This is a genomic window from Enterobacter cloacae complex sp. SHL022, from assembly GCF_049237785.1.
Taxonomy (GTDB): Bacteria; Pseudomonadota; Gammaproteobacteria; order Enterobacterales; family Enterobacteriaceae; genus Enterobacter; species Enterobacter hormaechei_C.
In genome coordinates this window covers 18,007-41,827 of record NZ_JBMKJH010000001.1, presented here as the reverse complement: position 1 = coordinate 41,827, position 23,821 = coordinate 18,007, and the positions used below count along the sequence as shown (strand labels likewise).

At 53.5% G+C, this 23,821-nt stretch carries 23 protein-coding genes; 11 read left to right on the top strand and 12 right to left on the bottom strand.

Annotated elements, in window-relative coordinates:
- Window positions 1-85 precede the first annotated feature (85 nt).
- A complete protein-coding gene (locus ACOTZD_RS00190; RefSeq protein ID WP_003856826.1) occupies window positions 86-955 on the top strand; it encodes a crotonase/enoyl-CoA hydratase family protein in 870 nt (289 codons plus the stop codon).
- On the opposite strand, the gene pdeR is transcribed toward ACOTZD_RS00190, so the two are convergent.
- The 4 genes from pdeR to fabI all read right to left on the bottom strand — a co-directional run bounded on the left by pdeR (window position 952) and on the right by fabI (window position 7,098).
- Window positions 952-2,943, bottom strand: coding sequence for a cyclic di-GMP phosphodiesterase (pdeR, locus tag ACOTZD_RS00185; protein ID WP_003856827.1), 1,992 nt, complete (start codon window positions 2,941-2,943; stop codon window positions 952-954). The genes ACOTZD_RS00190 and pdeR overlap by 4 nt on opposite strands.
- Before the next feature lie 204 nt (window positions 2,944-3,147).
- A complete protein-coding gene (locus ACOTZD_RS00180) occupies window positions 3,148-5,082 on the bottom strand; it encodes an exoribonuclease II (RefSeq protein WP_022651348.1) in 1,935 nt (644 codons plus the stop codon).
- A gap of 88 nt (window positions 5,083-5,170) precedes the next feature.
- The gene (locus tag ACOTZD_RS00175) at window positions 5,171-6,157 is read right to left on the bottom strand and encodes a CMD domain-containing protein (protein ID WP_045333123.1); all 987 of its coding nucleotides are present in this window, start codon (window positions 6,155-6,157) and stop codon (window positions 5,171-5,173) included.
- Window positions 6,158-6,309: 152 nt separating this feature from the next.
- A complete protein-coding gene (fabI, locus tag ACOTZD_RS00170) occupies window positions 6,310-7,098 on the bottom strand; it encodes an enoyl-ACP reductase FabI (RefSeq protein ID WP_003856831.1) in 789 nt (262 codons plus the stop codon).
- A gap of 393 nt (window positions 7,099-7,491) precedes the next feature.
- Here fabI and ACOTZD_RS00165 point away from each other — a divergent pair, with 393 nt between their 5' ends.
- Window positions 7,492-8,832 (top strand): sensor domain-containing diguanylate cyclase, encoded by a 1,341-nt coding sequence (locus tag ACOTZD_RS00165; protein ID WP_137047937.1) that lies wholly within the window; start codon window positions 7,492-7,494, stop codon window positions 8,830-8,832.
- Between the two features lie 8 nt (window positions 8,833-8,840).
- Here the strand turns inward: ACOTZD_RS00165 and ACOTZD_RS00160 are convergent, their stop codons facing one another.
- Together ACOTZD_RS00160 and ACOTZD_RS00155 are read right to left on the bottom strand one after the other, a co-directional pair.
- Window positions 8,841-9,662, bottom strand: coding sequence for a helix-turn-helix transcriptional regulator (locus ACOTZD_RS00160; RefSeq protein WP_174402225.1), 822 nt, complete (start codon window positions 9,660-9,662; stop codon window positions 8,841-8,843).
- 47 nt (window positions 9,663-9,709) lie between these two features.
- A complete protein-coding gene (locus ACOTZD_RS00155) occupies window positions 9,710-10,111 on the bottom strand; it encodes a RidA family protein (protein WP_003856835.1) in 402 nt (133 codons plus the stop codon).
- A gap of 132 nt (window positions 10,112-10,243) precedes the next feature.
- Here ACOTZD_RS00155 and ACOTZD_RS00150 point away from each other — a divergent pair, with 132 nt between their 5' ends.
- Window positions 10,244-10,834, top strand: a complete 591-nt coding sequence (locus tag ACOTZD_RS00150; RefSeq protein ID WP_022651344.1) for a TetR/AcrR family transcriptional regulator — start codon at window positions 10,244-10,246, stop codon at window positions 10,832-10,834.
- On the opposite strand, the gene sapF is transcribed toward ACOTZD_RS00150, so the two are convergent.
- The 6 genes from sapF to pspF form a co-directional block, all read right to left on the bottom strand.
- Window positions 10,831-11,637, bottom strand: a complete 807-nt coding sequence (gene sapF, locus ACOTZD_RS00145; protein ID WP_003856838.1) for a putrescine export ABC transporter ATP-binding protein SapF — start codon at window positions 11,635-11,637, stop codon at window positions 10,831-10,833. The two genes, ACOTZD_RS00150 and sapF, sit on opposite strands and share 4 nt — an antisense overlap.
- 1 nt (window position 11,638) lies before the next feature.
- Entirely contained in the window at window positions 11,639-12,631 is a 993-nt protein-coding gene (gene sapD, locus ACOTZD_RS00140; RefSeq protein WP_003856840.1) for a putrescine export ABC transporter ATP-binding protein SapD, read from the bottom strand.
- Window positions 12,631-13,521 (bottom strand): putrescine export ABC transporter permease SapC, encoded by an 891-nt coding sequence (sapC, locus tag ACOTZD_RS00135; RefSeq protein ID WP_003856843.1) that lies wholly within the window; start codon window positions 13,519-13,521, stop codon window positions 12,631-12,633. Before sapC ends, sapD begins: the two co-directional genes overlap by 1 nt.
- Window positions 13,508-14,473 carry a putrescine export ABC transporter permease SapB gene (gene sapB / locus ACOTZD_RS00130; RefSeq protein ID WP_003856845.1) on the bottom strand — a complete coding sequence of 322 codons (966 nt, stop codon included), beginning with the start codon at window positions 14,471-14,473 and terminating at the stop codon, window positions 13,508-13,510. Before sapB ends, sapC begins: the two co-directional genes overlap by 14 nt.
- Window positions 14,470-16,110: an ABC transporter substrate-binding protein SapA gene (gene sapA, locus ACOTZD_RS00125; protein ID WP_003856847.1), complete on the bottom strand. Its 1,641-nt coding sequence runs from the start codon at window positions 16,108-16,110 to the stop codon at window positions 14,470-14,472. The genes sapB and sapA overlap by 4 nt, the downstream gene beginning before the upstream one ends.
- Window positions 16,111-16,198: 88 nt before the next feature.
- Window positions 16,199-17,191 (bottom strand): phage shock protein operon transcriptional activator, encoded by a 993-nt coding sequence (pspF, locus tag ACOTZD_RS00120; protein WP_160863291.1) that lies wholly within the window; start codon window positions 17,189-17,191, stop codon window positions 16,199-16,201.
- 151 nt (window positions 17,192-17,342) lie between these two features.
- On the opposite strand from pspF, the gene pspA reads away from it, so the two are divergent.
- From pspA to ACOTZD_RS00080, 8 genes are all read left to right on the top strand, one after another.
- Window positions 17,343-18,011 (top strand): phage shock protein PspA, encoded by a 669-nt coding sequence (pspA, locus tag ACOTZD_RS00115; protein ID WP_022651342.1) that lies wholly within the window; start codon window positions 17,343-17,345, stop codon window positions 18,009-18,011.
- A 49-nt stretch (window positions 18,012-18,060) separates the two neighbouring features.
- Window positions 18,061-18,285, top strand: coding sequence for an envelope stress response membrane protein PspB (gene pspB / locus ACOTZD_RS00110; protein ID WP_003856853.1), 225 nt, complete (start codon window positions 18,061-18,063; stop codon window positions 18,283-18,285).
- Window positions 18,285-18,644 (top strand): envelope stress response membrane protein PspC, encoded by a 360-nt coding sequence (pspC, locus tag ACOTZD_RS00105; protein WP_045333121.1) that lies wholly within the window; start codon window positions 18,285-18,287, stop codon window positions 18,642-18,644. Before pspB ends, pspC begins: the two co-directional genes overlap by 1 nt.
- A gap of 12 nt (window positions 18,645-18,656) precedes the next feature.
- A complete protein-coding gene (gene pspD, locus ACOTZD_RS00100) occupies window positions 18,657-18,881 on the top strand; it encodes a phage shock protein PspD (protein WP_003856857.1) in 225 nt (74 codons plus the stop codon).
- A 195-nt stretch (window positions 18,882-19,076) separates the two neighbouring features.
- A complete protein-coding gene (locus ACOTZD_RS00095) occupies window positions 19,077-20,774 on the top strand; it encodes a sugar phosphorylase (RefSeq protein ID WP_059294433.1) in 1,698 nt (565 codons plus the stop codon).
- 13 nt (window positions 20,775-20,787) lie between these two features.
- Window positions 20,788-22,080 carry an ABC transporter substrate-binding protein gene (locus ACOTZD_RS00090; protein ID WP_003856860.1) on the top strand — a complete coding sequence of 431 codons (1,293 nt, stop codon included), beginning with the start codon at window positions 20,788-20,790 and terminating at the stop codon, window positions 22,078-22,080.
- A gap of 21 nt (window positions 22,081-22,101) precedes the next feature.
- Window positions 22,102-22,983 (top strand): carbohydrate ABC transporter permease, encoded by an 882-nt coding sequence (locus ACOTZD_RS00085; protein ID WP_003856862.1) that lies wholly within the window; start codon window positions 22,102-22,104, stop codon window positions 22,981-22,983.
- Window positions 22,970-23,812 (top strand): carbohydrate ABC transporter permease, encoded by an 843-nt coding sequence (locus ACOTZD_RS00080; RefSeq protein WP_059294429.1) that lies wholly within the window; start codon window positions 22,970-22,972, stop codon window positions 23,810-23,812. Before ACOTZD_RS00085 ends, ACOTZD_RS00080 begins: the two co-directional genes overlap by 14 nt.
- Window positions 23,813-23,821: the final 9 nt, after the last annotated feature.

Here is a 23,821-nt window from a genome sequence, read left to right as displayed (position 1 = left end):
ATTTAACCCCCGTCTGCTGCGGGTTGTAGGGGTGGATTAGTCTAAAACTGCGCGCAACGCGCTTTTTTATAAGAGGAATTCGACTATGACAGTTATCAACCAGACAACCTGCACATTGTTTACTGATGCTGAACGATTCACTCAACTGGCGGCTTATTATGAGGCCGAACGGCGTACGGTGTGGATGATGTTACGCGCCACGCCACGGCCTTGCTTCAACCATGCGCTGATCGAGGAGATCATGAATCTCTCCTGGCTGGTTCGACAGTCCGGATTTGTCGTTGATTTTTGGGTCACCGGATCGCTGGTCCCCGACATCTACAATACCGGCGGTGATTTACAGTTCTTCGTTGAGTGCATCAAAAACAACCGACGCGAAGCGTTACGCGCCTATGCCCGGGCCTGTGTGGACTGCGTTCATGCCGCCTCGCGAGGGTTTGATACCGGCGCTGTCACGCTGGCTATGGTGGAAGGAAGCGCTTTAGGGGGCGGGTTTGAAGCCGCGCTGGCGCATCATTTCATTCTGGCCCAGCGCGATGCCCGATTAGGCTTTCCGGAAATCGCGTTCAATCTGTTCCCGGGCATGGGCGGCTATTCACTGGTGGCGCGTCGTGCCGGCATGAAAATGGCGGAGGCGCTGATCTACAAAGGTGAGACGCATACGGCGGAATGGTATGAGCAGCATGGTCTTGTGGATCTCTTATTTGAGCCGTTACAGAGCTATGTTTCGGTGCGGACGTTTATCGACACGCTACAGCCGAAGCTGAACGGCGTAAGGGCCATGCTGCGTGCACGTACGCGCGTGCTGCCACTTCCGCGAAGCGAGTTGATGGACATTACTGAGGATTGGGTTGATGCCGCCTTCTGCCTTGAACCGAAGGATATCGCCTACATGGAGCGGCTGGTTATGCTGCAAAATCGCCATCAGGCGACGGGCTTACGCAAAGCCAGCTAACGGACATTCCTGGCCTGATAACGTTTTAGCCATCGCTCGAATGCGGCAGCGGGCATGGGCTTAGCAAAAAGATAACCCTGCCGTTCGTTGACGCCATTCTTCGTCAGAAAGGCGTCTTCTTTTGCACTTTCCACCCCTTCAGCAATGACCTGCAAATTTAACGCTTGCGCCACGGCGACTATCGCACGCACCAGCGACTGTGAAATGGACTGCTTATGGATATCCCGCACGAAAGACTGGTCAAGCTTAATGGCATCGATAGGGAAGCGCGCCAGTTGCGACAGGGAAGAGTACCCCGTACCAAAGTCATCCAGATGAATTTGCGCTCCCAGGCGGCTAAATTGCTGGATCACTGACAGGGCCAGTTCTTCATTTTCAATGAGACAGCTTTCGGTTAATTCCACGTCAATCGGGCAGTATTCAAAATTCAGGTCTTTCAGCGCCTGCTTCAGGTCACTGAAGATGGTCTGGTCCGCCAGCTGACGGGCGGAGACGTTGACCGCGACGCGCATGTTGATCCCCTTGTCGCGCCATTTTGCTACCTGGCGCACCACATCAAGCATAACCCAGCGGCCCAGAGGCACAATCAGCCCTGATTCCTCTGCATAGGAGATAAACTCCATCGGCGGGATCAGGCCACGCTCTGGCGACTGCCAGCGCACCAGCGCCTCCAGACTTCTGACTTCGCCGCGCCAGGTCATTTTGGGCTGGTAGTGGATTAACAGCTGATCGTTATCCAGCGCTTTACGCAGGTTAGTATCCAGCCACAGGTATTCAAATACGCGCTGGTTCATCTCTGGCGAGAAGACGCAGAATTTGCCCCGGCCATTTTCTTTGGCGGTGTACATGGCGGTGTCGGCATTGCGAATGACGCTTTCGCGATCGTTACCGTGCTGGGGCGCAAGCGCGATGCCCAGCGAGCAGCCGGTGTAAACCTCAATCAGCCCGATGCGGAAAGGTTGACGCAGTCGGGTCAGTATTCGCGACGCCATCGCTTCCAGCGCGCCCTGCGAGGTATCAGTGGCCATCACGATAAACTCATCCCCACCCAGGCGCGCCAGGGTTTGTCCTTCGTCCAGGCAGCTCAGGATCGCCAGCGCAACGGCCTGTAGCAGCTGGTCGCCAAACATATGCCCATAGGCATCGTTCACTTTTTTAAAATTATCCAGATCGAGGTAAACTACGCCAACCTGCGTGTCACCCCGAGCGGTGATGGCATCAGAGATCAGCTCATGGATGGCATTTCGGTTAGGCAAACCGGTAATCGTATCCGTATTGGCGAGAACGCGCAGGCGCTCCTGGGCCCGACGCTCCTCGGTTATGTCGGTACCTGAACAGATGAGGAAAATTTCATTTTTTCCGCTGCCGCTGTGAACAAATTTATTTCTGAAGAGAAACAGGCGCTGCCCCTTGCGGGTCTTGATCCAGCGTTCAACTTCGTAGGAGCTGCCGTTACGAAAAAAACCGGTGATGTTGCGTTTGGAGGCCGCGGCTTCGCTGCGGCTCATAAACAGTTTGAACACGTTTTGCCCGATAACTTCCTGTTCCTTCAGGCCCGTATATTCTTCACTTAAACGGTTGAAGCGCTGAATATTCCCGTTCTGGTCGAGGATCACAATCACGGAGTTAGCCTCGGAAACTACCTGTTCGGCGAAGGAGAGCCCCTGCGCCAGGTCGCGCGCAACGGAAGGAGTATCGTTCCAGGCTGATGCCGTTCCTGCCCACTCATTTTTGTTAATTTTACGGCCGACAAGATGAACGGGAACGTCCACACCGTACAAAGGCAGGGTCATGGCAATGCTGGAGGTGATTACGGTGAGCTGGCGGATCAGCGCGGCCTGTTCATCATCCAGCGCAACCACCTGAATGATGTCAGCGCTTTCACTGGCAGCAAGATGCAGAGCATTGCTGTCTGCTGTCAGTCGCCACCAGGGGCTATGCGTACCCATGTAACGAAACAGCAAATTCTGCTCCAGATCGTCCATCACGTTTTCTCCCGCGGCTGCTGAGTAGCGCACAAATTATTCATTTGCAGTCGACAATGACGGCTCTCTTTTACTGTAGATAATTCTGGAGAAATGTGGCGTTGGGAAACAGAAAAGTGTGAGAAAAAACGATGATTTTGCGGGAGATAATTCAGGAGAGAACTCCCGGCCATCCCTTAACGGAACGGCCGGAAGTTTACGCGGTTATCAGGCGACAGGGCGCGCGATAATACTGCGGGTTTCCATGCGCACTTCAGCGATGGTGACATCAATCACGTCAGTGACCTTGTAAACCGTTTCGCCTTTAATTTGCACGGTCCCGTTTTCCTGGCTACAAACCAGTTCGTCGCGGACGGCATGCAGGAACGGGGCAGGAATAAAGGCAACGGCGCCATTATCCACCAGGCGAACGCGCATACCGCCGCGGCTGATGTCAATGATTTCAGCCGGGAAACGGGTATCAGTCCCTGCCTTATCATTCAGGAAGCGCGCGTACAACCAGTCGCCGACATCACGCTCCGCCATACGGTTGAGACGGCGACGTTCTGCCATCTGCAATGTCGTATCATCCTGTGGGCGGGCAACAGATTCCCCTTTGATGATCGCTTTCAGCAGACGATGGTTAACCATGTCGCCGTACTTACGGATCGGGGAGGTCCAGGTCGCATAAGCCTCAAGGCCAAGGCCGAAGTGCGGGCCAGGCTCGGTGCTGATTTCCGCAAAGGACTGGAAGCGGCGAATACGGCTGTCGAGGAACCCTGACGGCTGTGCGTCCAGCTCGCGGCGCAGTTTGCAGAAACCTTGCAGGGTCAGCACTTCCTCAGGATCGACGTGTACGTCATGGGTTTTCAGCAGGGCAGCCAGCGCTTCGGTGTTCGCCGGATCAAACCCGGTGTGCACGTTGTAAATGCCAAAGCCTAATTTGTCGCGCAGCACCCGTGCAGCACAAATGTTGGCGGAAATCATCGCTTCTTCAACGATGCGGTTGGCAATACGGCGCGGCTCAGCGACGATATTCAGCACTTCACCTTTTTCACCCAGCACAAAACGGTAGTCCGGACGATCTTTGAAGACCAGCGCGTGAGTTTGACGCCATTCGCTGCGGCTCAGGCAGACGCGGTGCAACAGACGAATTTGTGCGGCAATGTTGTCCGACTCGGGTTTCCAGTTGCCCGTGTTCTCCAGCCAGTCGGACACGTCGTCATAGGCCAGCTTGGCTTTGGATTCGATGGTGGCGGCGAAGAATTCAATATCTTCTTCAATGGTACCGTCAGCCGCAATGGTCATCCGACATGCCAGCACCGGACGTACTTCATGCGCACGCAGCGAACAAAGATCGTCGGAGAGTTCACGCGGCAACATCGGAATGTTAAAGCCCGGCAGGTAGTTGGTGAACGAGCGCACTTTGGCCATCTCGTCCAGCTTGCTGCCTTCGACAATCCATGCGGTAGGGTCGGCGATGGCGACGGTCAGATGCAGTTTGCCATCGGCTGTCTCTTCGGCATACAGCGCATCGTCCATATCCTCGGTGCTGGCGCTGTCAATGGTGACAAAGTCCAGCGCCGTCAGATCGCGACGTTCCAGACCTTCGTCCTGCATTTCAGTCGCCACGCCATCAGGCGCTTCTTTTTCGAGATTGTGGCGCGCCAGCGTCACCCACCATGGGACGAAATGGTCGTCGCCGAAGGTAATGTATTGGGTAAGCTCGGCGTAGAAACCGCGATCGCCTTTTAAAGGATGACGGCGCATCTCAGCAACCGCCCAGTCACCCTCAACAAAATCATGCTCAACGCCACGCGCGGCGCGGCACGGAATAGCATCTTTCAGGAGAGGATGGTCCGGCACGACGGAAAGACGATCGTCTTTTTTATGCACTTTCCCGACAAAGCGGGTCAGGAAAGGTTCGATCAGTGCTTCCGGCTCGGCAGACTCTCGTTCCTTTTCGGTATGAATAACGGCCGAAATACGGTCGCCATGCATCACTTTCTTCATCTGAGGAGGCGGAATGAAGTAGCTCTTCTGCCCATCAACTTCAAGAAAGCCAAAGCCCTTTTCCGTGGCTTTTACGACCCCTTCTGCACGCGGCGTCTGGGAATGCAGTTGCTGTTTAAGCTGCGCTAGCAGCGGGTTGTCCTGAAACATAATGTTCTATTTTCGTAGCCATTGAGCGGCTGACAGTTTTACGCGAATCTCACTGCTACAGCAAGCGCTCTTTAGGTAAAGAGTATGGTTATTCCTCTTTGCCGAGCGCCACACGCAGACGGTCCAGCCAGCCATAAAATGCATCTCGGGTTAGCAGATTGATGGCCTTCTCTGGCGAGAGACCTGACCCGGTCAGGGGCGTTAACTGGGCGGCGCTAAAGCGATCCGGAGAGGCGACGAGCAGCGCACGAGCGGCTGAGATCATCGAAGACGCGGGGCCTTCACTTAGCGGATGGTTAAGCAGAATTTCGCCCGTCAGATTAAGCAGCATCGGCTCATGACACAGCACAGGGGTGAGCGCTTCAAGCGCCGGTTCCGCCTGCCAGCGTGAGAGCGCCTCAAGCTGAAGCGCACTGGCATATTTTAGCTCTACCGCAGGTAGCGTGGCGGTCCATCTGCTGAAGCTAACCGGCAGCGTATGGGGCTGAATGTGGTGCCCGGGCAACCAGCGTACCGGATGGCCAAGCAATGCCTGAAATACCGCGACCACTCGCGCCTGAAAACCGACAAAGCCGATGATCTGGTTGATAAGCACAATGTCATACGTTGTGAGTCCAACCTCATCAAGCTGGTTTTGGGCTTTGTCATCGATCACATCGGGTGAGCTTGCTAACTGGCGGGCATACTGGGTAATTTCTGCAAGGCGTCGATTGCTTTCCCGGGAGGAGTCCGGCCCCGGAAGAGGGGCGAGCAGGGCAGCGTAGTGGTTACAGAGCCGCTGAACACCACACGCCTGGGCAACCGTTAATGCCGTGCTCAGCCTGTCGTAGGCGCTGAGCGTATGCAGACGGCTCACGGGAGTATCAAGCGGGAACAAAAGATGACACAGGGTTCGGGCAGGCGCAAGCCAACCAGCACAGCTTGCGAGAATGTCATCGGGCAGGGCTAAATCGAGCAAAAAACGGTCGTCGACGTTAGCGGCTTCGGGCACCAGCGGCAGAACGTCCGTCTGCGAATGATTCGACTGGGTTTCATGATACCAGTGGCCTTTGCCGGAAAAACGGCGTTGTTCCATGGGCGTTCCTTGATCTCAAAATGGCGATCAATATCCTGGCGTAAGGCGGATGAGGGGAAAAATATTGTTAGGTGATAACAAATAGCAGAACGGAATAACGAGGAGCGGGGCGGGGAGAAACTCTCTTCCCTGGCGGGAAGAGAGTGACAAGCTTATTTGATTTCCAGCTCGTTCATTGCAGCGATGTTGAAGCCGCCGTCAACGTGAACCACTTCGCCGGAGATACCTGCGGAAAGGTCAGAGCACAGGAATGCCGCAGAGTTACCCACATCTTCGATGGTAACGGTACGACGAATCGGGGTAACCGCTTCGCAGTGTGCCAGCATTTTACGGAAATCTTTGATACCGGAAGCGGCCAGGGTACGGATTGGACCCGCAGAAATAGCGTTAACACGCACGCCTTCAGGACCCATTGCGTTCGCCATGTAGCGCACGTTGGCTTCCAGAGACGCTTTCGCCAGACCCATAACGTTGTAGTTAGGGATAGCACGTTCTGCGCCGAGGTAGGACAGGGTCAGCAGGGCTGCGCCCGGGTTCAGCATCGCGCGGCAGGATTTTGCCATTGCAACGAAGCTGTAGGAGCTGATGTCGTGGGCGATTTTGAAGCCATCACGGGTAACCGCGTTCACATAGTCGCCGTCCAGCTGGTCGCCAGGAGCGAAGCCGATGGAGTGAACAAAACCGTCGAATTTCGGCCATGCTTTTGCCAGTTCAGCAAACATGCCATCAATGCTTTCGTCTTGTGCAACGTCACATTCCAGAACAATGCTGGAACCCAGCTGCGCGGCAAATTCTTCAACACGGCCTTTCAGCTTGTCGTTCTGGTAGGTGAACGCCAGCTCAGCGCCTTCGCGATGCATTGCCTGTGCGATGCCGTATGCGATGGACAGTTTGCTGGCAACGCCAGTCACCAGAATGCGCTTACCGGAAAGAAAACCCATAGCTTTAATCCTTATATTCATTGCTTATTTTGCCTTGTAATTCATAGCGTTACAGGCAGTATTTCAAAATCATTCGAAATTAGCTCGAAATTATAGCCCACTCACAGCCCCATGTGTCACGATATTTCTCGCTCCTGCGCCGTGAATGGGCTCACGGAAGAGGTTGAACTGACTCTTCATCAGGCCGTTTCGTGTGTATCCCAGCAGTATATCACCGCACGCGGGGTTCGCCTCATCCAACCAGCGGGCACCGTGACGCCGCCCTCATGCTGATGTGTCCAGCGCCTTTTGCGCAAAATGATCCGTTTAGCCCTTTAAACGCTTTAAAATAGCGCGAGGGTCGATAACGGCTATGCCATTTTGAGTCTTTATCTGTGTGCGGTAAGAAGGAAGATGAAAAATATAACGTTGGCCGAAAAACTGATCATGCTGTCAGGTGCGGCGCTTTTTGCGCTTATGATCGCGGTGAACTCCTTTTGCGTGAATGATAATCCTGGTTTCAGGGTGCCTATGACCACCTATTTGATCGTCATGATTGCGCTGTTCTTTCTGGATACCATTATCTTTATTTTTATCCAGATGCTGTATGCCTCCGACCGATCGCGTTTTTCCTTATTCATTCTGAGCCTGGCATTTCTTAGTGGGCTGGTTTATTTCATTGAGACGATCATTGTCATTCAGCTTCCGGAGCATGCTGGTTTTACCCAGGCGGCAAAAACCAACGATACGGCGGTATTCTATTTTTTTCGGCAGCTGAGCTTTATCGTATTACTGGCGCTGGCGGTCCGTGTGGAAAAAATCACGATACGATCCACGCTCAGATTCCGAAATAAGATCAGCATGACGTTAGCATTAATGATGACACTGGTTATGTTTCCGATGCTGGCCCATTATCTCAGCAGCTACCATCCGGCCTGGACATTAACGATTGCAGCATTCGAAGATGAACATCATTATCCTGTCTGGGATATCAGGTACGTAAACGTTCTGATCCTGCTCTGGTCGGCTTTACTTTGTTATATGATCTCTGTGACACGCCTGGCGTCCGGGATCTGGAACAGTATTATTGTGGTTTGCCTTTCCGCCATCGTTTACAATTTTTTCCTCTTACTGCTTGATACTTACAATCTGTCGCTCTGGTATATCAGCCGGGCAGTAGAGGTCCTCAGCAAATTATTTGTGATTTGTACCTTAATATTCCATGTCTTTAACCTGTTGAAAATTTTCGGCGATCGGGTTGATCGCGATCCGCTTACTCAGATCTACAACCGTAAATATTTTTATGAGGCACTTCCGCGGGTCCGCTCGCTCAGGACAGAAAAGGGGACCAGCATTATGATGCTGGACATCGACAACTTTAAGTCGATTAACGATAACTGGGGGCATCTTGTGGGGGATCGCGTGATTCTGGCGGTCGTGGATATTATCAAAGACAGCATTCGCGATAACGACATCTTTGCCCGACTGGGAGGCGAGGAATTTGGTCTGCTGCTGCCGGATACCGACGGTAAGCAGGCTATGGCCGTCGCGGAGCGTATTCGCCAGAACGTTCAACAGCGCACCGGGCCGGGCTATCATTATGCTCTCCCTGTAAAGGTCACATTAAGTATCGGCGTGTGCTCAGCCATTCAGAATAACGTCAACGGCAATGATATTATGCGTGACGTGGACGAGGCGTTGTATGAGGCTAAGCACAACGGTAAAAACAGAATTGTTACCAGACAGGCTGAATGAAGCTGAGGTTACAGGATGGGGATGAAAACATCAAAATCGACAGACTCGTCGCTGTACCCATTAATTTTCATCAGGTAAATACCGTCGCGCAACGTCAGGCGTTGATTTACCATCGCCTTAACGAAGGCAATCTTGTTAAACGCGCTGTAGATTTCCCAGCTACCGCTAAAGGGCATTCTTGCGTATCTCCCACGCACAATGCAGGATTTTTTATTTGTCACCGTGTCGCTTTGTAACGCGTACGATATTAATACCTCGACCAGATACGATCGGCTTTTGCCTAACTCGGGGCGGCGGGGCATCAGAATAATTTTATCGATATCATGGCGGTTTTCTGTCAGGAGCTTTTTGATTTTTTTAGTAATATCATGCACTGAGGTATCAAAAAGATGATCGTGTTCGATAATTTCATGCGTATAGATAAACGTTTCATCCAGATAGCAGACCTCGAGCTCAGGCGTTTCATGTTCGCTTAATAAAAAAGAGGGCTGTAAGATGTCAAAATTCCACCCTCTGGCACATCTGTACTCAGAGGGTGTCAGCCCCATCATTTTTTTAAAGGCTCTGGAAAATCCTTGACTGCTCTGGTAATGGAATAAATACGCAATATCCGTCACCGGAATCGACGTCATTCTCAGCATAATGGCGGCACGGCTTAACCTCCGTCGGAGAATATATTCACCTAAAGAGAACCGATACTTCTCTTTAAACCATGTTTCGATGGTTCTTCTGCTGTATCCAATATCTGCAACCAAATCACCAATGTGTAAAATAGTAAAGTTATTTTCTTCTACCCAGGAGAGAATATAGTTGCTGATGCTGTCTTTCATTTGTGCGTCAGTGATAGCTTAACGGTAAATCAGTTTGCTGCCAGATGTTAATTCGCGGGCGTAGGGATCCTGGCGATAACCTTAATTTCGAAATCAAAACCCGCAAGCCAGTTAACGCCTATTGCTGTCCAGTTTGGGTAAGGGGGGTGCGGAAACGCCAGTTTTTTTGCCTCCATGATGGCGGGGAACTGGTTTTCAGGATCGGTATGAAATGTCGTGACATCAATCAGATCGTCAAAAGTACACCCTGCGGCTGCCAGAGTCGCCCGTAAATTATCGAACGCCAGCTGCACCTGAGCGGGGAAGTCGGGTTCAGGTGTGCCATCGCTGCGGCTGCCAACCTGACCGGAAACAAATAACAGATCGCCAGAGCGGATTGCTGCTGAATAGCCATGCTCTTCATAGAGGGCATGTCGATTAGCCGGAAAGACGGGGTCACGTGGATGCATGGCTTTTCCTTTTCTGTCAGAGGTATTGTTGTGCTTACGCAGTAGAAGTAACATACGCGATGTATGTCAAAAATGTAATCCACATACGCCGCGTATGTCAAATTATAATTACCGCTTAATGAAGGAAGTCCCATGGCTACAAAACGTCGTGCTGAAACGGCCCAGGAAAATCGCGAGAAAATGATTCAGGCGGCGCGGAAGGCATTTGCTGAAAAAGGCTATGCCGCAGCGTCAATGGATGAACTCACGGCAAGCGTGGGGTTAACACGCGGCGCGCTATATCATAATTTCAACGACAAGAAGGGATTACTGGCGGCGGTGGTCGCGCAGATAGACAGCGAAATGGCAGCAAACGCGAAAGCGATTGCCGCCGCCGCCGATGATGACTGGGAGCGACTGCTGGCGGAGGGCATCGCCTATATCAAAATGGCGCTCGTTCCGGAAGTTCAGCGTATCGTCCTTCTTGACGGCCCGGCTGTTCTGGGTGACCCGGCGCAATGGCCCAGCCAGAACAACTGCCTTGAGTCGACCCGTCAGACCATCGAAAAAATGATGGAGTGCAACGTAATCAAAAAGATGGATGCCAGAGTCGCAGCCCATCTGCTGAACGGCGCTGCGCTGAATGCGGCTCTGCTGATTGCCGCGAGTGATGAACCGCAGAAGACCCTTCCGTATGCCATAGAGGTGTTTACTCTGCTGGCAAGCGGGTTACGCAACGGCTAACGATCTTTACGCCACGCGTCCGCCGTCAATGCTTCACCAAAGTGTCCGGCAATCAGGCGTTTTGTCAGGTCATGGAGCGGGGAGGCCAGTACGTCAGCGGTACTGCCGCGCTCGACCACTTCTCCCTGGTGCATCACCAGCACCTGGTCGCTGATGTGTTTCATCATGCCCAGGTGCTGAGTCACGTAAATATAAGAGATCCCCTGCTTTTCCTGTAACTCCAGCATCAGGTTAATGAGCTGCGAACGCATCGACATATCCAGCGACGCCAGCGCTTCGTCGGCGATAATAACTTTCGGGCGCAGGATCAGCGCGCGGGCCAGACCGAGACGCTGTTTTTGGCCCGGGGCCAGCATGTGCGGGTAATAGCTGACATGGTCGGGCAGGAGGCCTACCAGACGCAGGGTTTCGACAATCCGTTTGCGACGCGCTTCCGGCTCCAGGTCGGTATTCAACCGCAGCGGGAAATCCAGGATCTGGGAAATACGCTGGCGCGGGTTCAGGGACGTCGACGGATCCTGAAAAATCATCCGGATGCGCTGACTGCGAAAAGAATAGTCCCCAAATTCCAGAGGATGATCGTCAATCAGTATTTCACCGCCGCTTGGCTCGACCATGCCCGCGAGCATTTTTGCCAGGGTCGATTTGCCCGAGCCGTTTTCACCGATAATCGCCAGCGTCTGCTTTTCGCGCAGCGTAAAGCTCAGCGGTTTAACCGCCTCGACGGTCTGACGGTGAAACAGGCCGGTGCGATAGCGAAAGGTCTTACTCAGGTTACGTACTTCCAGTAAGGTTTCGACCATTTCACTCTCTCTCCATGTTCAGCGGGAAATGACAGGCAAACAGATGGTTTTTCGGCCCTGTCAGGCGCGGTGTTTCAATGCATTTACGCTGAGCATACGGGCAACGTGGTCCCAGACGGCAGCCAATGGGCAGCGATTCCAGCAGCGGTATCGCGCCAGGCAGCGTATTCAGACGGCTTTTGTGCGGCATCGCGCTGCCAAAGTCCGGGATCGCCCTGATCAGCGCCTGCGTGTAGGGATGATGTGGCGTCGTCACCAGGTCTTCACTTGGCGCGGTTTCTACCGTCTGGCCGCAATACATTACATCAATTTTATCCGCCCACTTGCTCAGCATTTGCAGGTCGTGGCTGATCAGCAAAATGGTGGTGTTGTTATTCTGGTTCAGACGCGTGAGCAGGCGGAAAATCTGCGCCTGGGTGGTTGGCTCCATCGCGTTCGTTGGTTCGTCCGCAATCAGCAGACGCGGCTGATTCGCCAGGGCGATGGCAATCATCACTTTCTGGCATTCACCGTCGGTCAGTTCGTAGGGGAAACTGCGCATCGCGTCTTTATGGTCTTTGATCCCGACACGGTGCAACAGCTCAATGGCACGGCGTTTGCGCCAGCCGAAACGCTGCCACCAGCGGCCTTTATAGGTCCAGCCGGGGATGTTCTGCATCAGCTGTTTCCCGACGCGCTCGGACGGATCGAGACAGGATTGCGGCTCCTGGAAAATCATCGAGACGTTATGGCCCACCAGTTTGCGGCGTTCGCGCGGGGAGAGACGCAACAGATCGATGTCGTCGAAGCGCATACGATCGGCGGTCACCCGCCAGTTGTCTTTCGCCACGCCGCAAATGGCCTTGGCGATCAGACTTTTCCCCGAACCCGATTCGCCCACCAGCCCGCGGATTTCGCCCTCTGCGAGCGTAATGCTGATGCGATCCACGGCCTTGACCCAGCCTTCGCCCGTTTTAATTTCTATCGTGAGGTTGCGGATATCGAGTAACGGCATTATTGCACCCCCGCATTGATTGCGCGGCGGATCCCGTCGCCCAGCAGGTTAACGAGCAGCACGCTCACCATGATGGCCGCGCCCGGCAGCATGACCGTCCACGGCGCAACGTAAATCAGCTCCAGCGCATCGCCGAGCATGGCGCCCCATTCCGGGGAGGGAAGCTGCGCGCCAAGGTCCAGGAAGCCCAGCGCTGCGATATCCAGAATCGCCATCGAAAGGGCGCGGGTGATCTCCGTCACCAGCCCGGCGGCAATGTTAGGCAGCACGGCAAACCACAAAATATTAAACGTGGTGGCGCCATCCAGACGGGCGGCGACGACATACTCTTTTTCCAGCTCGTCGTGAACCAGGCTGTAAACCGAACGCACCATGCGCGGCAGAATGGCCAGCCAGACGGCGAACATCGCATGGGTGAGGTGCGGCCCCGCGAAGGCCACGACGATAATCGCCAGCAGCAGCGAAGGAATAGAGAGCAGGGTATCAAGAATATGGTTAAGCACGGCCGACCGCAGCCCGTGGGTTGAGCCGGCAAAAATGCCCAGCGCCAGGCCGCAGATCGCGGCAGCCAGGGTGACCACGAACGCGCCGCCTACCGTAGGTGCGGCGCCGCTCAGTAAACGACTTAGCACGTCGCGTCCGAGATCGTCAGTCCCCAGGAAGAACGAAACCTCCCCGTAACGCGACCACGACGGCGGTAAAAGCTGATAACCAAGGAACTGCTGATCGATGCCATACGGTGCAAACCACGAACCCAAAACGCACAGCAACACGAGGCCAATGCAGCCGTAAAAGCCGATCATCGCCGTGGTGTCGCCGTAAAAATTACGCCACACGGTACGTAGCGCACCGGGCGTGCGCTTTTCGCTGTAGACGTTATCGTAAGGCATACCATTCCTTATGCTTCAATGGGTTGGCCATGGCACCCAAAATATCGGAAACAACGTTAACAATAATGACCAGGGAGCCAATCACCATCACGCCGGCAGAGATCGCCGCGTAATCCTGCTGGCGAATGGCGTTGATCATCCAGCGTCCAAGGCCCGGCCAGCTGAAAACCATCTCGGTGATCATCGCCAGCGTCAGCATGGTTGAAAATTGCAGCCCAAGACGTGGGATTACGGGTGGCAACGCATTGTGCAGCACATGGCGACGGAGAATCGTCAGGCGAGACAGTCCGCGCGTGGCGGCGGCCTTCACATAGTTTTGATCGAAGACGTCGATAGTGCTGATACGCATCAGGCGAATTACTTCGGTCGTCGGCGCGACGGCCAGCGTGAGCACCGGCAGCACCATGTGGCGCAGCGCGCTCACGATCATTTCGTCGCGCCACACTGAATCAGAAAGCCAGGCGTCAACGATGGCGAAGCCGCTCACCGTTTGCACGTTATACAGCAGATCAAAACGGCCAGATACCGGCAGCCAGCCTAACGTCAGTGAGAAGAAGAGGGTAAGCAGCAGCGCCAGCCAGAAAACAGGGATGGAAAAGCCAATTAAGGCAAGCGCGCTGATGAATTTATCCTGCCACTTATTACGATAAATGCCCGCCAGCATCCCCACCGGGATCCCCACCATGAGGGCAAAGCCAAAGGCGAGTACACACAGCTCCATGGTGGCCGGGAAAACCACTTTCAGCTGCTCGGAGATGAGCTGTCCGTTAATGCTGGACACGCCAAAATCCCAGTGTAGCAGGCCATTAAACCAGAACAGCCAGGCGTCCCAGAGGGAGGAGCCCTGAAGCGGGGCGTGCGGCGTAAAGTAGCTCAGGCTAAAGCCGACAAAGGTCAGGAAGAACAGGGTGACCAGCAGTAACAGCAGCCGACGCAAGGTAAATATAATCATGGTTTCTTCACCTCTTGTTCTTTCTCACGGGTGACGCCCGCGAAGGAGGCGTTACCAAACGGGCTGAGTACCAGCCCTTTAATATCGTAACGGTAGGCCTGGAGGCGCAGGGAAGAGGCAAGCGGCAACACGGGAAGTTCTCTGGCCAGAATATTTTGCGCTTCATCATAGGCCTCAATGCGTGAGGCAAGCTGTTGAGACGCCAACGCTTTTTGCAGCACGGCATCAAATTCCCGGTTACACCAGTGGGCGTAGTTGGTCTGGGAGTTGATTGCCGCACAGCTCAGCAGAGGACGGAAGAAGCTGTCCGGGTCGTTACTGTCGGTGGACCAGCCAGCCAGCGTTAAGTCGTGATTCATGTCCATCAGACGCGCCTCCTGGAAACGGCCTTCGACAGGCACGATGATCACCTTAACGCCCACCTGCGCCATATCAGCCTGCAACAGCTCAGCCGTTTTAAGCGGACTGGGGTTCCACGCCTGAGAGCTGGTGGGCACCCACAGCTGTAGCGTCAGGTTTTCTGCCCCCAGCGCTTTAAGCTGTTCGCGCGCTTTCGCCGGATTATATTCGGTAATCTTCGCCTCGCCGTCATAGGCCCAGGAGGCGCGCGGAAGAATAGAGGCGGCGGTTTCCGCGGTCCCGTAGTAAATCGACTGCATCAGACGCTGATTGTTGATTGCTAACGCCAGCGCATGGCGCACGGCCGGATTATTCAGCGGCGGCTTATCGGTGTTAAACGCCAGATAAGCGATGTTCATTCCCGGGCGCAGTGTCAGGCGCAGGCGTGGGTCGTCGCGCAAAATGGTCAACTGGCTGGCCGCAGGCCAGGCAAGCACGTCGCACTCGCCGGTCAGCAGTTTGGAGAGTCGGCCTGTTCCACCTGAACCCAGATCGACAATGACCTGCGGCATCAGCGGTTTGCCGCGCCAGAAACGATCGTGGCGTTGCAGGCGAATGTATTGTCCGGCGCGGTACTCTGCTAACTGGAACGGACCTGTGCCCACAGGCTCACGATCGAGACGTTCCTGACGATCCTTTTTCGTCAGCTGATCTGCGTATTCGGCTGACATGACCGAGGCGTAGTGCGTCGCCAGATGCCAGAGGAAGGAGGCGTCCGGGCGAGTCAGGCGAAACTCAACCGTGCGGTTATCCAGCTTACGAACGCTTTTGACCGAGTCCGCGAATTGCAGACTGTCGAAATAGGGGAAGTTCCCGCCATTAACGTTATGCCACGGATGATTTCGGTTGAATATGCGCTGGAAGGTGAAAACCACGTCATCCGCGTTGAGTTTACGGGTTGGCGTAAACCACGGGGTGTGCTGAAAGGCGACATCATCGCGTAGACGAAAGCGGTATGTAGCACCGTTATCAAGCACTTCCCAACTTTCAGCAAGCTCCGGAACCAGCCGATAGGTATAAGGATCGACGTCGAGCAGGCGATCGTAGAGCTGTGCGGCCAGCGTATCAACAATCAGGCCGCTCCCCGCTTTTTGTGGGTTAAAGGTATCAACTTGCCCGCTGACGCAATAGACGAAACCACTCTCTCGGATATCAGGGGGCACAGCGCGATCGGGCGCAGCAAAGGCCAGATTGCTGAACAGACCGAGTGCAAACAGGGACGATAAAACCAGGCGCATAGTTTTTAAGGTTTTTAGATTCGATCTGCAAAGTGTATCGCACTTACGCCTGCTTCGTAAAAATGTCTGGGGGTAAGTGCTGATAATGTCAGCGCATTTGATGTTTTTTGAGCAATGCCCTTAACTGATGGTAGGTCAGGCCCAGCAGTTCAGCCGCCCGTTTCTGATTATATTTCGCCTCTTTCAGGCTCTGCTCGAGCAAGTTTTGTTCCTGCTGATGCTGGAACTGGCGTAAATCGAGCGGCAACGCCGGATCCTGCTGGCGCGTCGCCGGAACCGGGGGCTGTTTATCCTCGCGACGAAACGGATCGAGAATAATGTTGTCCAGTTCGGTTTCGCTGCTGCCATGCCGGTAAACGGACCGTTCCACCACGTTTTTCAGTTCACGAATATTGCCCGGCCAGTGGTAACCGAGCAGGGTCTCAGTGGCCTGTTCGCTAAAGCCCGGAAAGAGCGGCAGGCCCAGTTCCCGACACATCTGAATGGCAAACTGATCGGCCAGCAGCATGATATCGCTGCGCCGCTCCCGCAGCGGCGGCAGCTGAACGACATCGAAAGCCAGCCTGTCCAGCAGGTCGGCGCGGAATTTGTCTTCTGCCACCATCGCGGGCAGGTCGGCGTTAGTAGCGCACACCAGGCGAACGTTAACCTGGAGCGGCTGACTGCCGCCAACGCGTTCCAGTTCGCCATACTCAATGACGCGCAGCAGCTTTTCCTGCACCAGCATCGGCGCGGTCGCCAGCTCGTCGAGAAAGAGCGTTCCGCCATCGGCGCGCTCAAAGCGTCCGGGATGGCGTTTTTGTGCGCCGGTAAAGGCGCCAGCTTCATGACCAAACAGCTCGGTGTCGAGCAGATTTTCATTCAACGCCGCGCAGTTAAGGGAAATAAAAGGGCCGTCCCAGCGGCCAGACAGAAAGTGCAGGCGGTTAGCGATAAGTTCTTTACCCGTTCCGCGCTCACCGATAATCAGCACCGGTTTATTCAGCGGCGCGAGGCGCGAAACCTGTTCAAGCACTTCCAGGAAGCTGTTGGCTTCGCCAAGCAAATTATCTTTATATTCAGCCATGATGAAATTAACCACTCCTTAGTGATATTCACCAGGTGAGAATAGCCGCTGGATGGATAAATATCAATCACATTGAGTAAAATCAATAAGATAAAAAGTTGGCATGGGATTTGTATTATCTGTTCAGCAGGGCATCGCCCGATAACAGAACTATGAGGATTGAATTATGGGTATTTTTTCTCGTTTTGCCGACATCGTGAACGCCAACATCAACTCGCTGCTGGAGAAAGCGGAAGATCCGCAGAAGCTGGTGCGCCTGATGATTCAGGAGATGGAAGACACGCTGGTTGAAGTACGCTCCACCTCCGCCCGCGCGCTGGCAGAGAAAAAGCAGTTAACACGTCGTATCGAGCAGGCGACTGCCCAGCTTAACGAGTGGCAGGAAAAAGCGGAACTGGCGCTGCGTAAAGATAAAGAAGATCTGGCCCGCGCTGCGCTGATTGAGAAGCAGAAGCTGACCGACATGGTTGCCACGCTGGAACATGAAGTGACGCTGGTGGATGATACTCTGACGCGTATGAAGAAAGAGATTGGTGAGCTTGAAAACAAACTCAGCGAAACCCGTGCACGTCAACAGGCGCTGGCGCTGCGCCACCAGGCTGCGAGCTCGTCCCGCGACGTGCGTCGCCAGCTGGACAGCGGCAAACTGGATGAAGCAATGGCGCGTTTCGAATCGTTTGAACGTCGTATCGACCACATGGAAGCGGAAGCCGAAAGCCACAGCATCGGTAAGCAGAAAACCCTGGATCAGCAGTTTGCTGACCTGAAGGCCGATGATGAAATTAGCGAGCAACTGGCTGCGCTGAAAGCCAAAATGAAACAAGACAACCAATAATAATTCCTGCGGCACCTGAGCGTGCCGCATCGTTAGACAAGGAGTACACATGAGCGCGCTTTTTCTGGCTATACCCCTGACCATTTTCGTGCTGTTTGTTCTGCCCATCTGGTTATGGCTGCACTACAGCAACCGCTCTTCACGCGGTGAGCTGTCGCAGAGTGAACAACAGCGGCTGGCGCAGCTCTCTGCCGAGGCAAATAAAATGCGCGAACGTATTCAGGCGCTGGAAGCCATCCTGGACGCGGAACACCCAAACTGGAGGGAACGGTAATGGCTGGACTGAATCTGAATAAAAAACTGTGGCGGCTCCCACAGCAGGGCATGGTTCGGGGCGTTTGCGCCGGGCTGGCGCACTATCTGGATGTCCCGGTAAAACTGGTGCGTGTGGTCACCGTATTGTCGATTTTCTTCGGTCTGGCCTTTATTACACTGGTGGCATACATCATTCTGTCGTTTGTACTCGATCCTATGCCGGAAGGTGAGCTGAATGCTGAGAACACGCCAACCAGCAGCGATCTCCTGAACGCGGTGGATGAACAGCTGAGCGCAGGGGAGAAGCGATTGCGCGAGATGGAACGTTATGTCACCTCCGATACCTTTACGCTGAGAAGTCGTTTTCGTCAGCTTTAAGAGAGAACTTACATGAAACAAAACTGGCAACAGGCCGGTCAGAAGGTAAAACCCGGCCTGAAAATCGCAGGTAAACTGGTTCTGATGACGGCGTTACGTTATGGCCCGGCCGGTGTGGCGGGTTGGGCGATCAAGTCTGTTGCCCGCAAGCCGGTCAGAATGATGCTGGCGGTCGCTCTGGAGCCGCTGTTACAGAAACTGGCAAAACGCGTTTCCCGGCGCTACTTGTCACGCTAGATCCTCCCGCATAAGCCCTTTCTCCCCCAGAGAAGGGGCATGACTTTCCTTTCTGCGTTTCTTCTGCTTTTCTGCTTTCTTTGCGGCAGCTCACAATAATGCGTTGCGCTGCGCTGAGAATGCTGCTTTCTGCCCCCGGGTCCGTTGACAGTTATTTTTCATGGGAGTAGATTGCCACTCCGTGGGACCGCTACCATGGAAAATAATGTGAACGCAAAAATTAAAAAACTCATCAATCATATCTACGGTGAATCATTTTCAGATGCACACCTTAACGTGTTATTAACTAAGCTTGAAAAAGCGGCGGCTAATATTACGGAAAAGCGTAAGTCAGGCTGGGATGAAAAAGACGTTGTGCTGATTACCTATGCCGATCAGTTCTCCACAAAAGGGGAGCAAGCGTTGCCGGTATTTACCCGGTTCTATAATGAATGGCTTTCTCGTACGTTTTCCCATGTCCATCTGTTACCTTTTTATCCGTGGTCTTCGGATGATGGATTTTCCGTTATTGATTATCACGAGGTTGCTCCTGAAACAGGAACCTGGCGAGATGTCGCGGAATTAAAACATTCAGCCAGCTTAATGTTTGACTTCGTTTGCAATCATATGTCAGCGAAAAGCGAATGGTTTGCTAATTATCTTGCGCAGAAGCCGGGCTACGAAGATTTCTTTATTTCTGTCGACCCCGAAACCGATTTATCCGCGGTGACGCGTCCACGCGCATTACCGCTGCTGACGCCGTTCACGCTTCATGATGGCAGCGTTCGTCATCTGTGGACCACATTCAGCGATGACCAGATCGATCTCAATTTCGCCTCGCCGCAGGTGCTGATTGCCATGGTTGACGTTCTGCTCCATTACCTCATGGAAGGGGCGCGTTATATCCGTCTGGATGCGGTCGGGTTTATGTGGAAGATCCCGGGAACCACCTGTATCCATCTGGAACAAACCCATTGCCTTATCCAGCTGTTCCGCGCCATTACGGACGCTGTGGCGCCTGGAACGGTGATCATCACTGAGACAAATGTTCCCCACAAAGACAATGTCTCTTACTTCGGTGATGGTGAAAATGAAGCCCAGATGGTCTATCAGTTTTCCTTACCTCCGCTGGTGCTGCATGCTGTTCATCGTCAGGATGTTAAAGCCCTATGCCAGTGGGCGGGGTCACTGGCGCTGTCTTCAACTCATACCACCTGGTTTAATTTCCTGGCCTCGCATGATGGTATCGGTTTGAACCCGTTACGCGGCATCCTTCCGGAATCAGAGATCCTCTCGCTGGTTGAAAAGCTTCAGCAGGAAGGCGCGCTGGTCAACTGGAAAAATAATCCTGACGGTACGCGAAGCCCCTATGAAATTAATGTCACCTATCTTGATGCGTTGAGTTTGCGAGACAGCTCAGATGATGAGCGCATTGCGCGGTTCATCCTGGCGCATGCTGTGTTGTTAAGTTTTCCTGGCGTACCGGCTGTATATATTCAAAGCATTCTCGGTTCGCGTAACGATTATGAAGGTGTCGAACGTCTTGGATATAACCGCGCAATAAACAGGAAGAAATACACCGCAGGTCAGGTTGATCTGGAACTCAATAATAAGAAGAGTATTCGTTATCAAATTTATTCTCGTTTGAGTGAGCTTATTGCTATTCGTCGCGGCGAGAGTGCGTTCCATCCGGATAGCCAGGCTATTTTTGACGCAATCGGCGAACATATTCTTAAAATTGTTCGTGTTGCTGAAAATGGCGAGCGAATGACAGCATTATTTAATTTTAGCAATAAAATGCAGACCATTTATGGACAAACGCTCTTTGGTAGGGAATTACTATCAGGACACGATATTAGCGGTACGGAACTGAACCTCAATCCATGGCAGGTAATGTGGATTAAAGAAAACTAAAAAGGACCCTAAAATGAAAATGCCTAAAATTGTGCTGTTATCAGCACTGGTTTCGTGCGCCCTGTTATCAGGCTGTAAGGACGATAAAGCATCTCAGGTCACCATTGAGTTTATGCACTCGTCGGTAGAACAGGAGCGTCAGGCAGTTATTACGAAACTGATCGAAAAATTCGAGAAAGAGAACCCGACTATTACGGTGAAACAGGTACCCGTTGAGGAAGATGCCTATAACACCAAGGTCATTACGTTGGCCCGTACCGGCGCGCTGCCGGAAGTGATTGAAGTCAGCCATGACTACGCCAAAGTCATGGATAAAGAGCAACTGCTGGACCGTGACGCGATCGGCAACGCGATTAAAGCCGTCGGTGAAGATACCTTTTATGACGGCATTTTACGCGTTGTTCGCACTGAAGACGGCAAGGCATGGACGGGGGTGCCGGTTAGCGCCTGGCTGTCCGGCGTCTGGTATCACAAAGATGCGCTCGCGGCAGCAGGAATCGAAGAACCGCACAACTGGGAGCAACTGCTGAAGGCCAGTCAGTCGCTCAACGATCCGGCGAAAAAACATTACGGTATCGCGCTGCCAACCGCAGAAAGCGTCATGACCGAGCAGGCTTTCTCGCAGTTTGCGTTGTCAGGCGGAGCCAACGTCTTTGATGCAAACGGCAACGTGAAAATCGATACCCCTGAAATGTCGAAAGCGCTGGCGTTTTATCGGGCACTGGCCGCGAACACCATGCCGGGCTCGAATGATGTCATGGAGATCAAAGACGCCTTCATGAACGGCTCTGCGCCGATGGCCGTTTACTCCACCTATATCCTGCCCGCGGTCTACAAAGATGGCAATCCGGCCAACCTGGGGTTCGTGGTCCCGACGGAAAAATCATCAGCCGTGTACGGCATGATCACCTCGTTGACGATCACGACCGGCCAGACCGAAGAGGAAACGCAGGCGGCAGAAAAATTTGTGACCTGGATGGAGCAGGCTCAAAACGCGTCTGACTGGGTGATGATGTCCCCTGGTGCGGCGCTGCCGGTGAACAAACTCGTGGTGGGCACTGAGAGCTGGAAAAACAACGACGTGATCAAAGCCTTTGGTCAACTGCCTTACGAGCTGATTGCGCAGTTCCCGAACGTCCAGGTATTTGGCGCCGTAGGCGACAAAAACTTTACCCGCATGGGAGATGTTACCGGGTCCGGCATTATCAGTTCCATGGTGCATAACGTAACGGTGGGACAAAAAGATCTCAATGCGACGTTAAGCAACAGCCAGAAGAAACTGACTGACCTGATCTCACAACGATAGGAGCGCTTTGCGAAGGGAATTATGAAGACGTTGTTTTCTGGTCGTTCAGATATGCCTTTCGCCATGCTGCTGTTGGCCCCCAGCCTGATTTTGCTGGGGGGCCTGGTGGCCTGGCCAATGATTTCCAACATTGAAATCAGTTTTTTACGTTTACCGCTGAACCCGCGTATTGATGCGGTGTTCGTCGGCCTGGATAACTACATTCGCATTCTGGGCGATGCTGCGTTCTGGCACTCCCTGTGGATGACGTTCTGGTATACGGCCCTGGTCGTGCTCGGCAGCACCGGGTTGGGACTGGCCGTAGCGATCTTCTTTAACCGTGAATTCCGCATGCGGAAAACGGCACGTTCACTGGTGATTCTGTCCTACGTGACGCCGTCTATTTCACTGGTATTTGCCTGGAAATACATGTTCAACAACGGCTACGGGATTGTGAACTACCTGGGCGTTGATCTGCTGCATCTCTACGATCAGGCGCCGCTGTGGTTCGATAATCCTGGCAGCAGTTTTGTCCTGGTTGTGCTGTTCGCCATTTGGCGTTACTTCCCGTACGCCTTTATCTCGTTCCTCGCAATTTTGCAGACCATTGATAAATCATTGTACGAAGCGGCAGAGATGGACGGGGCGAATGCCTGGCAGCGTTTTCGTATCGTGACGTTGCCCGCCATCATGCCGGTGCTGGCCACGGTGGTCACGCTGCGAACCATCTGGATGTTCTACATGTTTGCGGATGTGTATCTGCTCACCACCAAGGTCGACATTCTGGGCGTATATCTCTACAAAACCGCCTTTGCGTTCAATGACCTGGGTAAAGCAGCCGCCATTTCCGTTGTGCTGTTTGTGATCATCTTCGCGGTCATTCTGCTGACCAGAAAAAGGGTAAACCTCAATGGCAACAAATAAACGCGTTCTGGGCCGTATCGGTTTTTATCTGGGACTGGCGGTATTCCTGATTATCACGCTGTTTCCGTTTTTTGTAATGTTGATGACGTCATTCAAAAGCGCGAAAGAGGCGATCTCGCTGCACCCGACCATTCTGCCGCAGGAGTGGACGCTACAGCACTACATCGACATCTTTAACCCGCTGATTTTCCCGTTTGTGGATTACTTCCGTAACAGCATGGTGGTGTCGCTGACCTCCTCGGTCATTGCGGTGTTTCTCGGCACGCTGGGCGCATATGCGTTATCCAAACTGCGCTTTAAAGGGCGTACGACGATCAATGCGAGCTTCTACACCGTCTATATGTTCTCCGGGATCCTGCTGGTGGTGCCGCTGTTCAAAATCATCACCGCGCTCGGCATTTATGACACCGAACTGGCGCTGATCATCACCATGGTGACGCAGACGTTGCCTACCGCGGTCTTTATGCTGCGCAGCTATTTCGACACCATCCCGGACGAAATCGAAGAAGCCGCGATGATGGACGGCCTGAACCGCCTGCAAATCATCTTCCGCATCACCGTCCCGCTGGCGATCTCGGGTCTGGTGTCGGTCTTTGTCTACTGCTTCATGGTGGCGTGGAATGACTATCTGTTCGCCTCCATTTTCCTGTCCAGCGCCAGCAACTTCACGTTGCCGGTGGGGCTGAACACGCTCTTCAGTACGCCAGATTACATCTGGGGTCGCATGATGGCGGCATCGCTGGTAACGGCATTTCCGGTCGTCATTATGTATGCCCTGTCTGAACGTTTCATTAAAAGTGGTTTGACCGCCGGCGGCGTGAAGGGCTGAGGCGGCCGA

Coding starts and splice junctions, on each gene's coding strand:
- ACOTZD_RS00180 (WP_022651348.1), bottom strand. CDS start 5,082: ATGTTTCAGGACAACCCGCTGCTAGCGCAGCTTAAACAGCAACTGCAT.
- ACOTZD_RS00150 (WP_022651344.1), top strand. CDS start 10,244: ATGGCTACAAAACGTCGTGCTGAAACGGCCCAGGAAAATCGCGAGAAA.
- pspD (WP_003856857.1), top strand. CDS start 18,657: ATGAAACAAAACTGGCAACAGGCCGGTCAGAAGGTAAAACCCGGCCTG.
- ACOTZD_RS00085 (WP_003856862.1), top strand. CDS start 22,102: ATGAAGACGTTGTTTTCTGGTCGTTCAGATATGCCTTTCGCCATGCTG.
- pspB (WP_003856853.1), top strand. CDS start 18,061: ATGAGCGCGCTTTTTCTGGCTATACCCCTGACCATTTTCGTGCTGTTT.
- sapA (WP_003856847.1), bottom strand. CDS start 16,110: ATGCGCCTGGTTTTATCGTCCCTGTTTGCACTCGGTCTGTTCAGCAAT.
- ACOTZD_RS00190 (WP_003856826.1), top strand. CDS start 86: ATGACAGTTATCAACCAGACAACCTGCACATTGTTTACTGATGCTGAA.
- sapB (WP_003856845.1), bottom strand. CDS start 14,473: ATGATTATATTTACCTTGCGTCGGCTGCTGTTACTGCTGGTCACCCTG.
- ACOTZD_RS00080 (WP_059294429.1), top strand. CDS start 22,970: ATGGCAACAAATAAACGCGTTCTGGGCCGTATCGGTTTTTATCTGGGA.
- pspC (WP_045333121.1), top strand. CDS start 18,285: ATGGCTGGACTGAATCTGAATAAAAAACTGTGGCGGCTCCCACAGCAG.
- ACOTZD_RS00095 (WP_059294433.1), top strand. CDS start 19,077: ATGGAAAATAATGTGAACGCAAAAATTAAAAAACTCATCAATCATATC.
- sapC (WP_003856843.1), bottom strand. CDS start 13,521: ATGCCTTACGATAACGTCTACAGCGAAAAGCGCACGCCCGGTGCGCTA.
- ACOTZD_RS00090 (WP_003856860.1), top strand. CDS start 20,788: ATGAAAATGCCTAAAATTGTGCTGTTATCAGCACTGGTTTCGTGCGCC.
- sapD (WP_003856840.1), bottom strand. CDS start 12,631: ATGCCGTTACTCGATATCCGCAACCTCACGATAGAAATTAAAACGGGC.
- ACOTZD_RS00175 (WP_045333123.1), bottom strand. CDS start 6,157: ATGGAACAACGCCGTTTTTCCGGCAAAGGCCACTGGTATCATGAAACC.
- fabI (WP_003856831.1), bottom strand. CDS start 7,098: ATGGGTTTTCTTTCCGGTAAGCGCATTCTGGTGACTGGCGTTGCCAGC.
- ACOTZD_RS00160 (WP_174402225.1), bottom strand. CDS start 9,662: ATGAAAGACAGCATCAGCAACTATATTCTCTCCTGGGTAGAAGAAAAT.
- pspA (WP_022651342.1), top strand. CDS start 17,343: ATGGGTATTTTTTCTCGTTTTGCCGACATCGTGAACGCCAACATCAAC.
- ACOTZD_RS00155 (WP_003856835.1), bottom strand. CDS start 10,111: ATGCATCCACGTGACCCCGTCTTTCCGGCTAATCGACATGCCCTCTAT.
- ACOTZD_RS00165 (WP_137047937.1), top strand. CDS start 7,492: ATGAAAAATATAACGTTGGCCGAAAAACTGATCATGCTGTCAGGTGCG.
- sapF (WP_003856838.1), bottom strand. CDS start 11,637: ATGGTCGAAACCTTACTGGAAGTACGTAACCTGAGTAAGACCTTTCGC.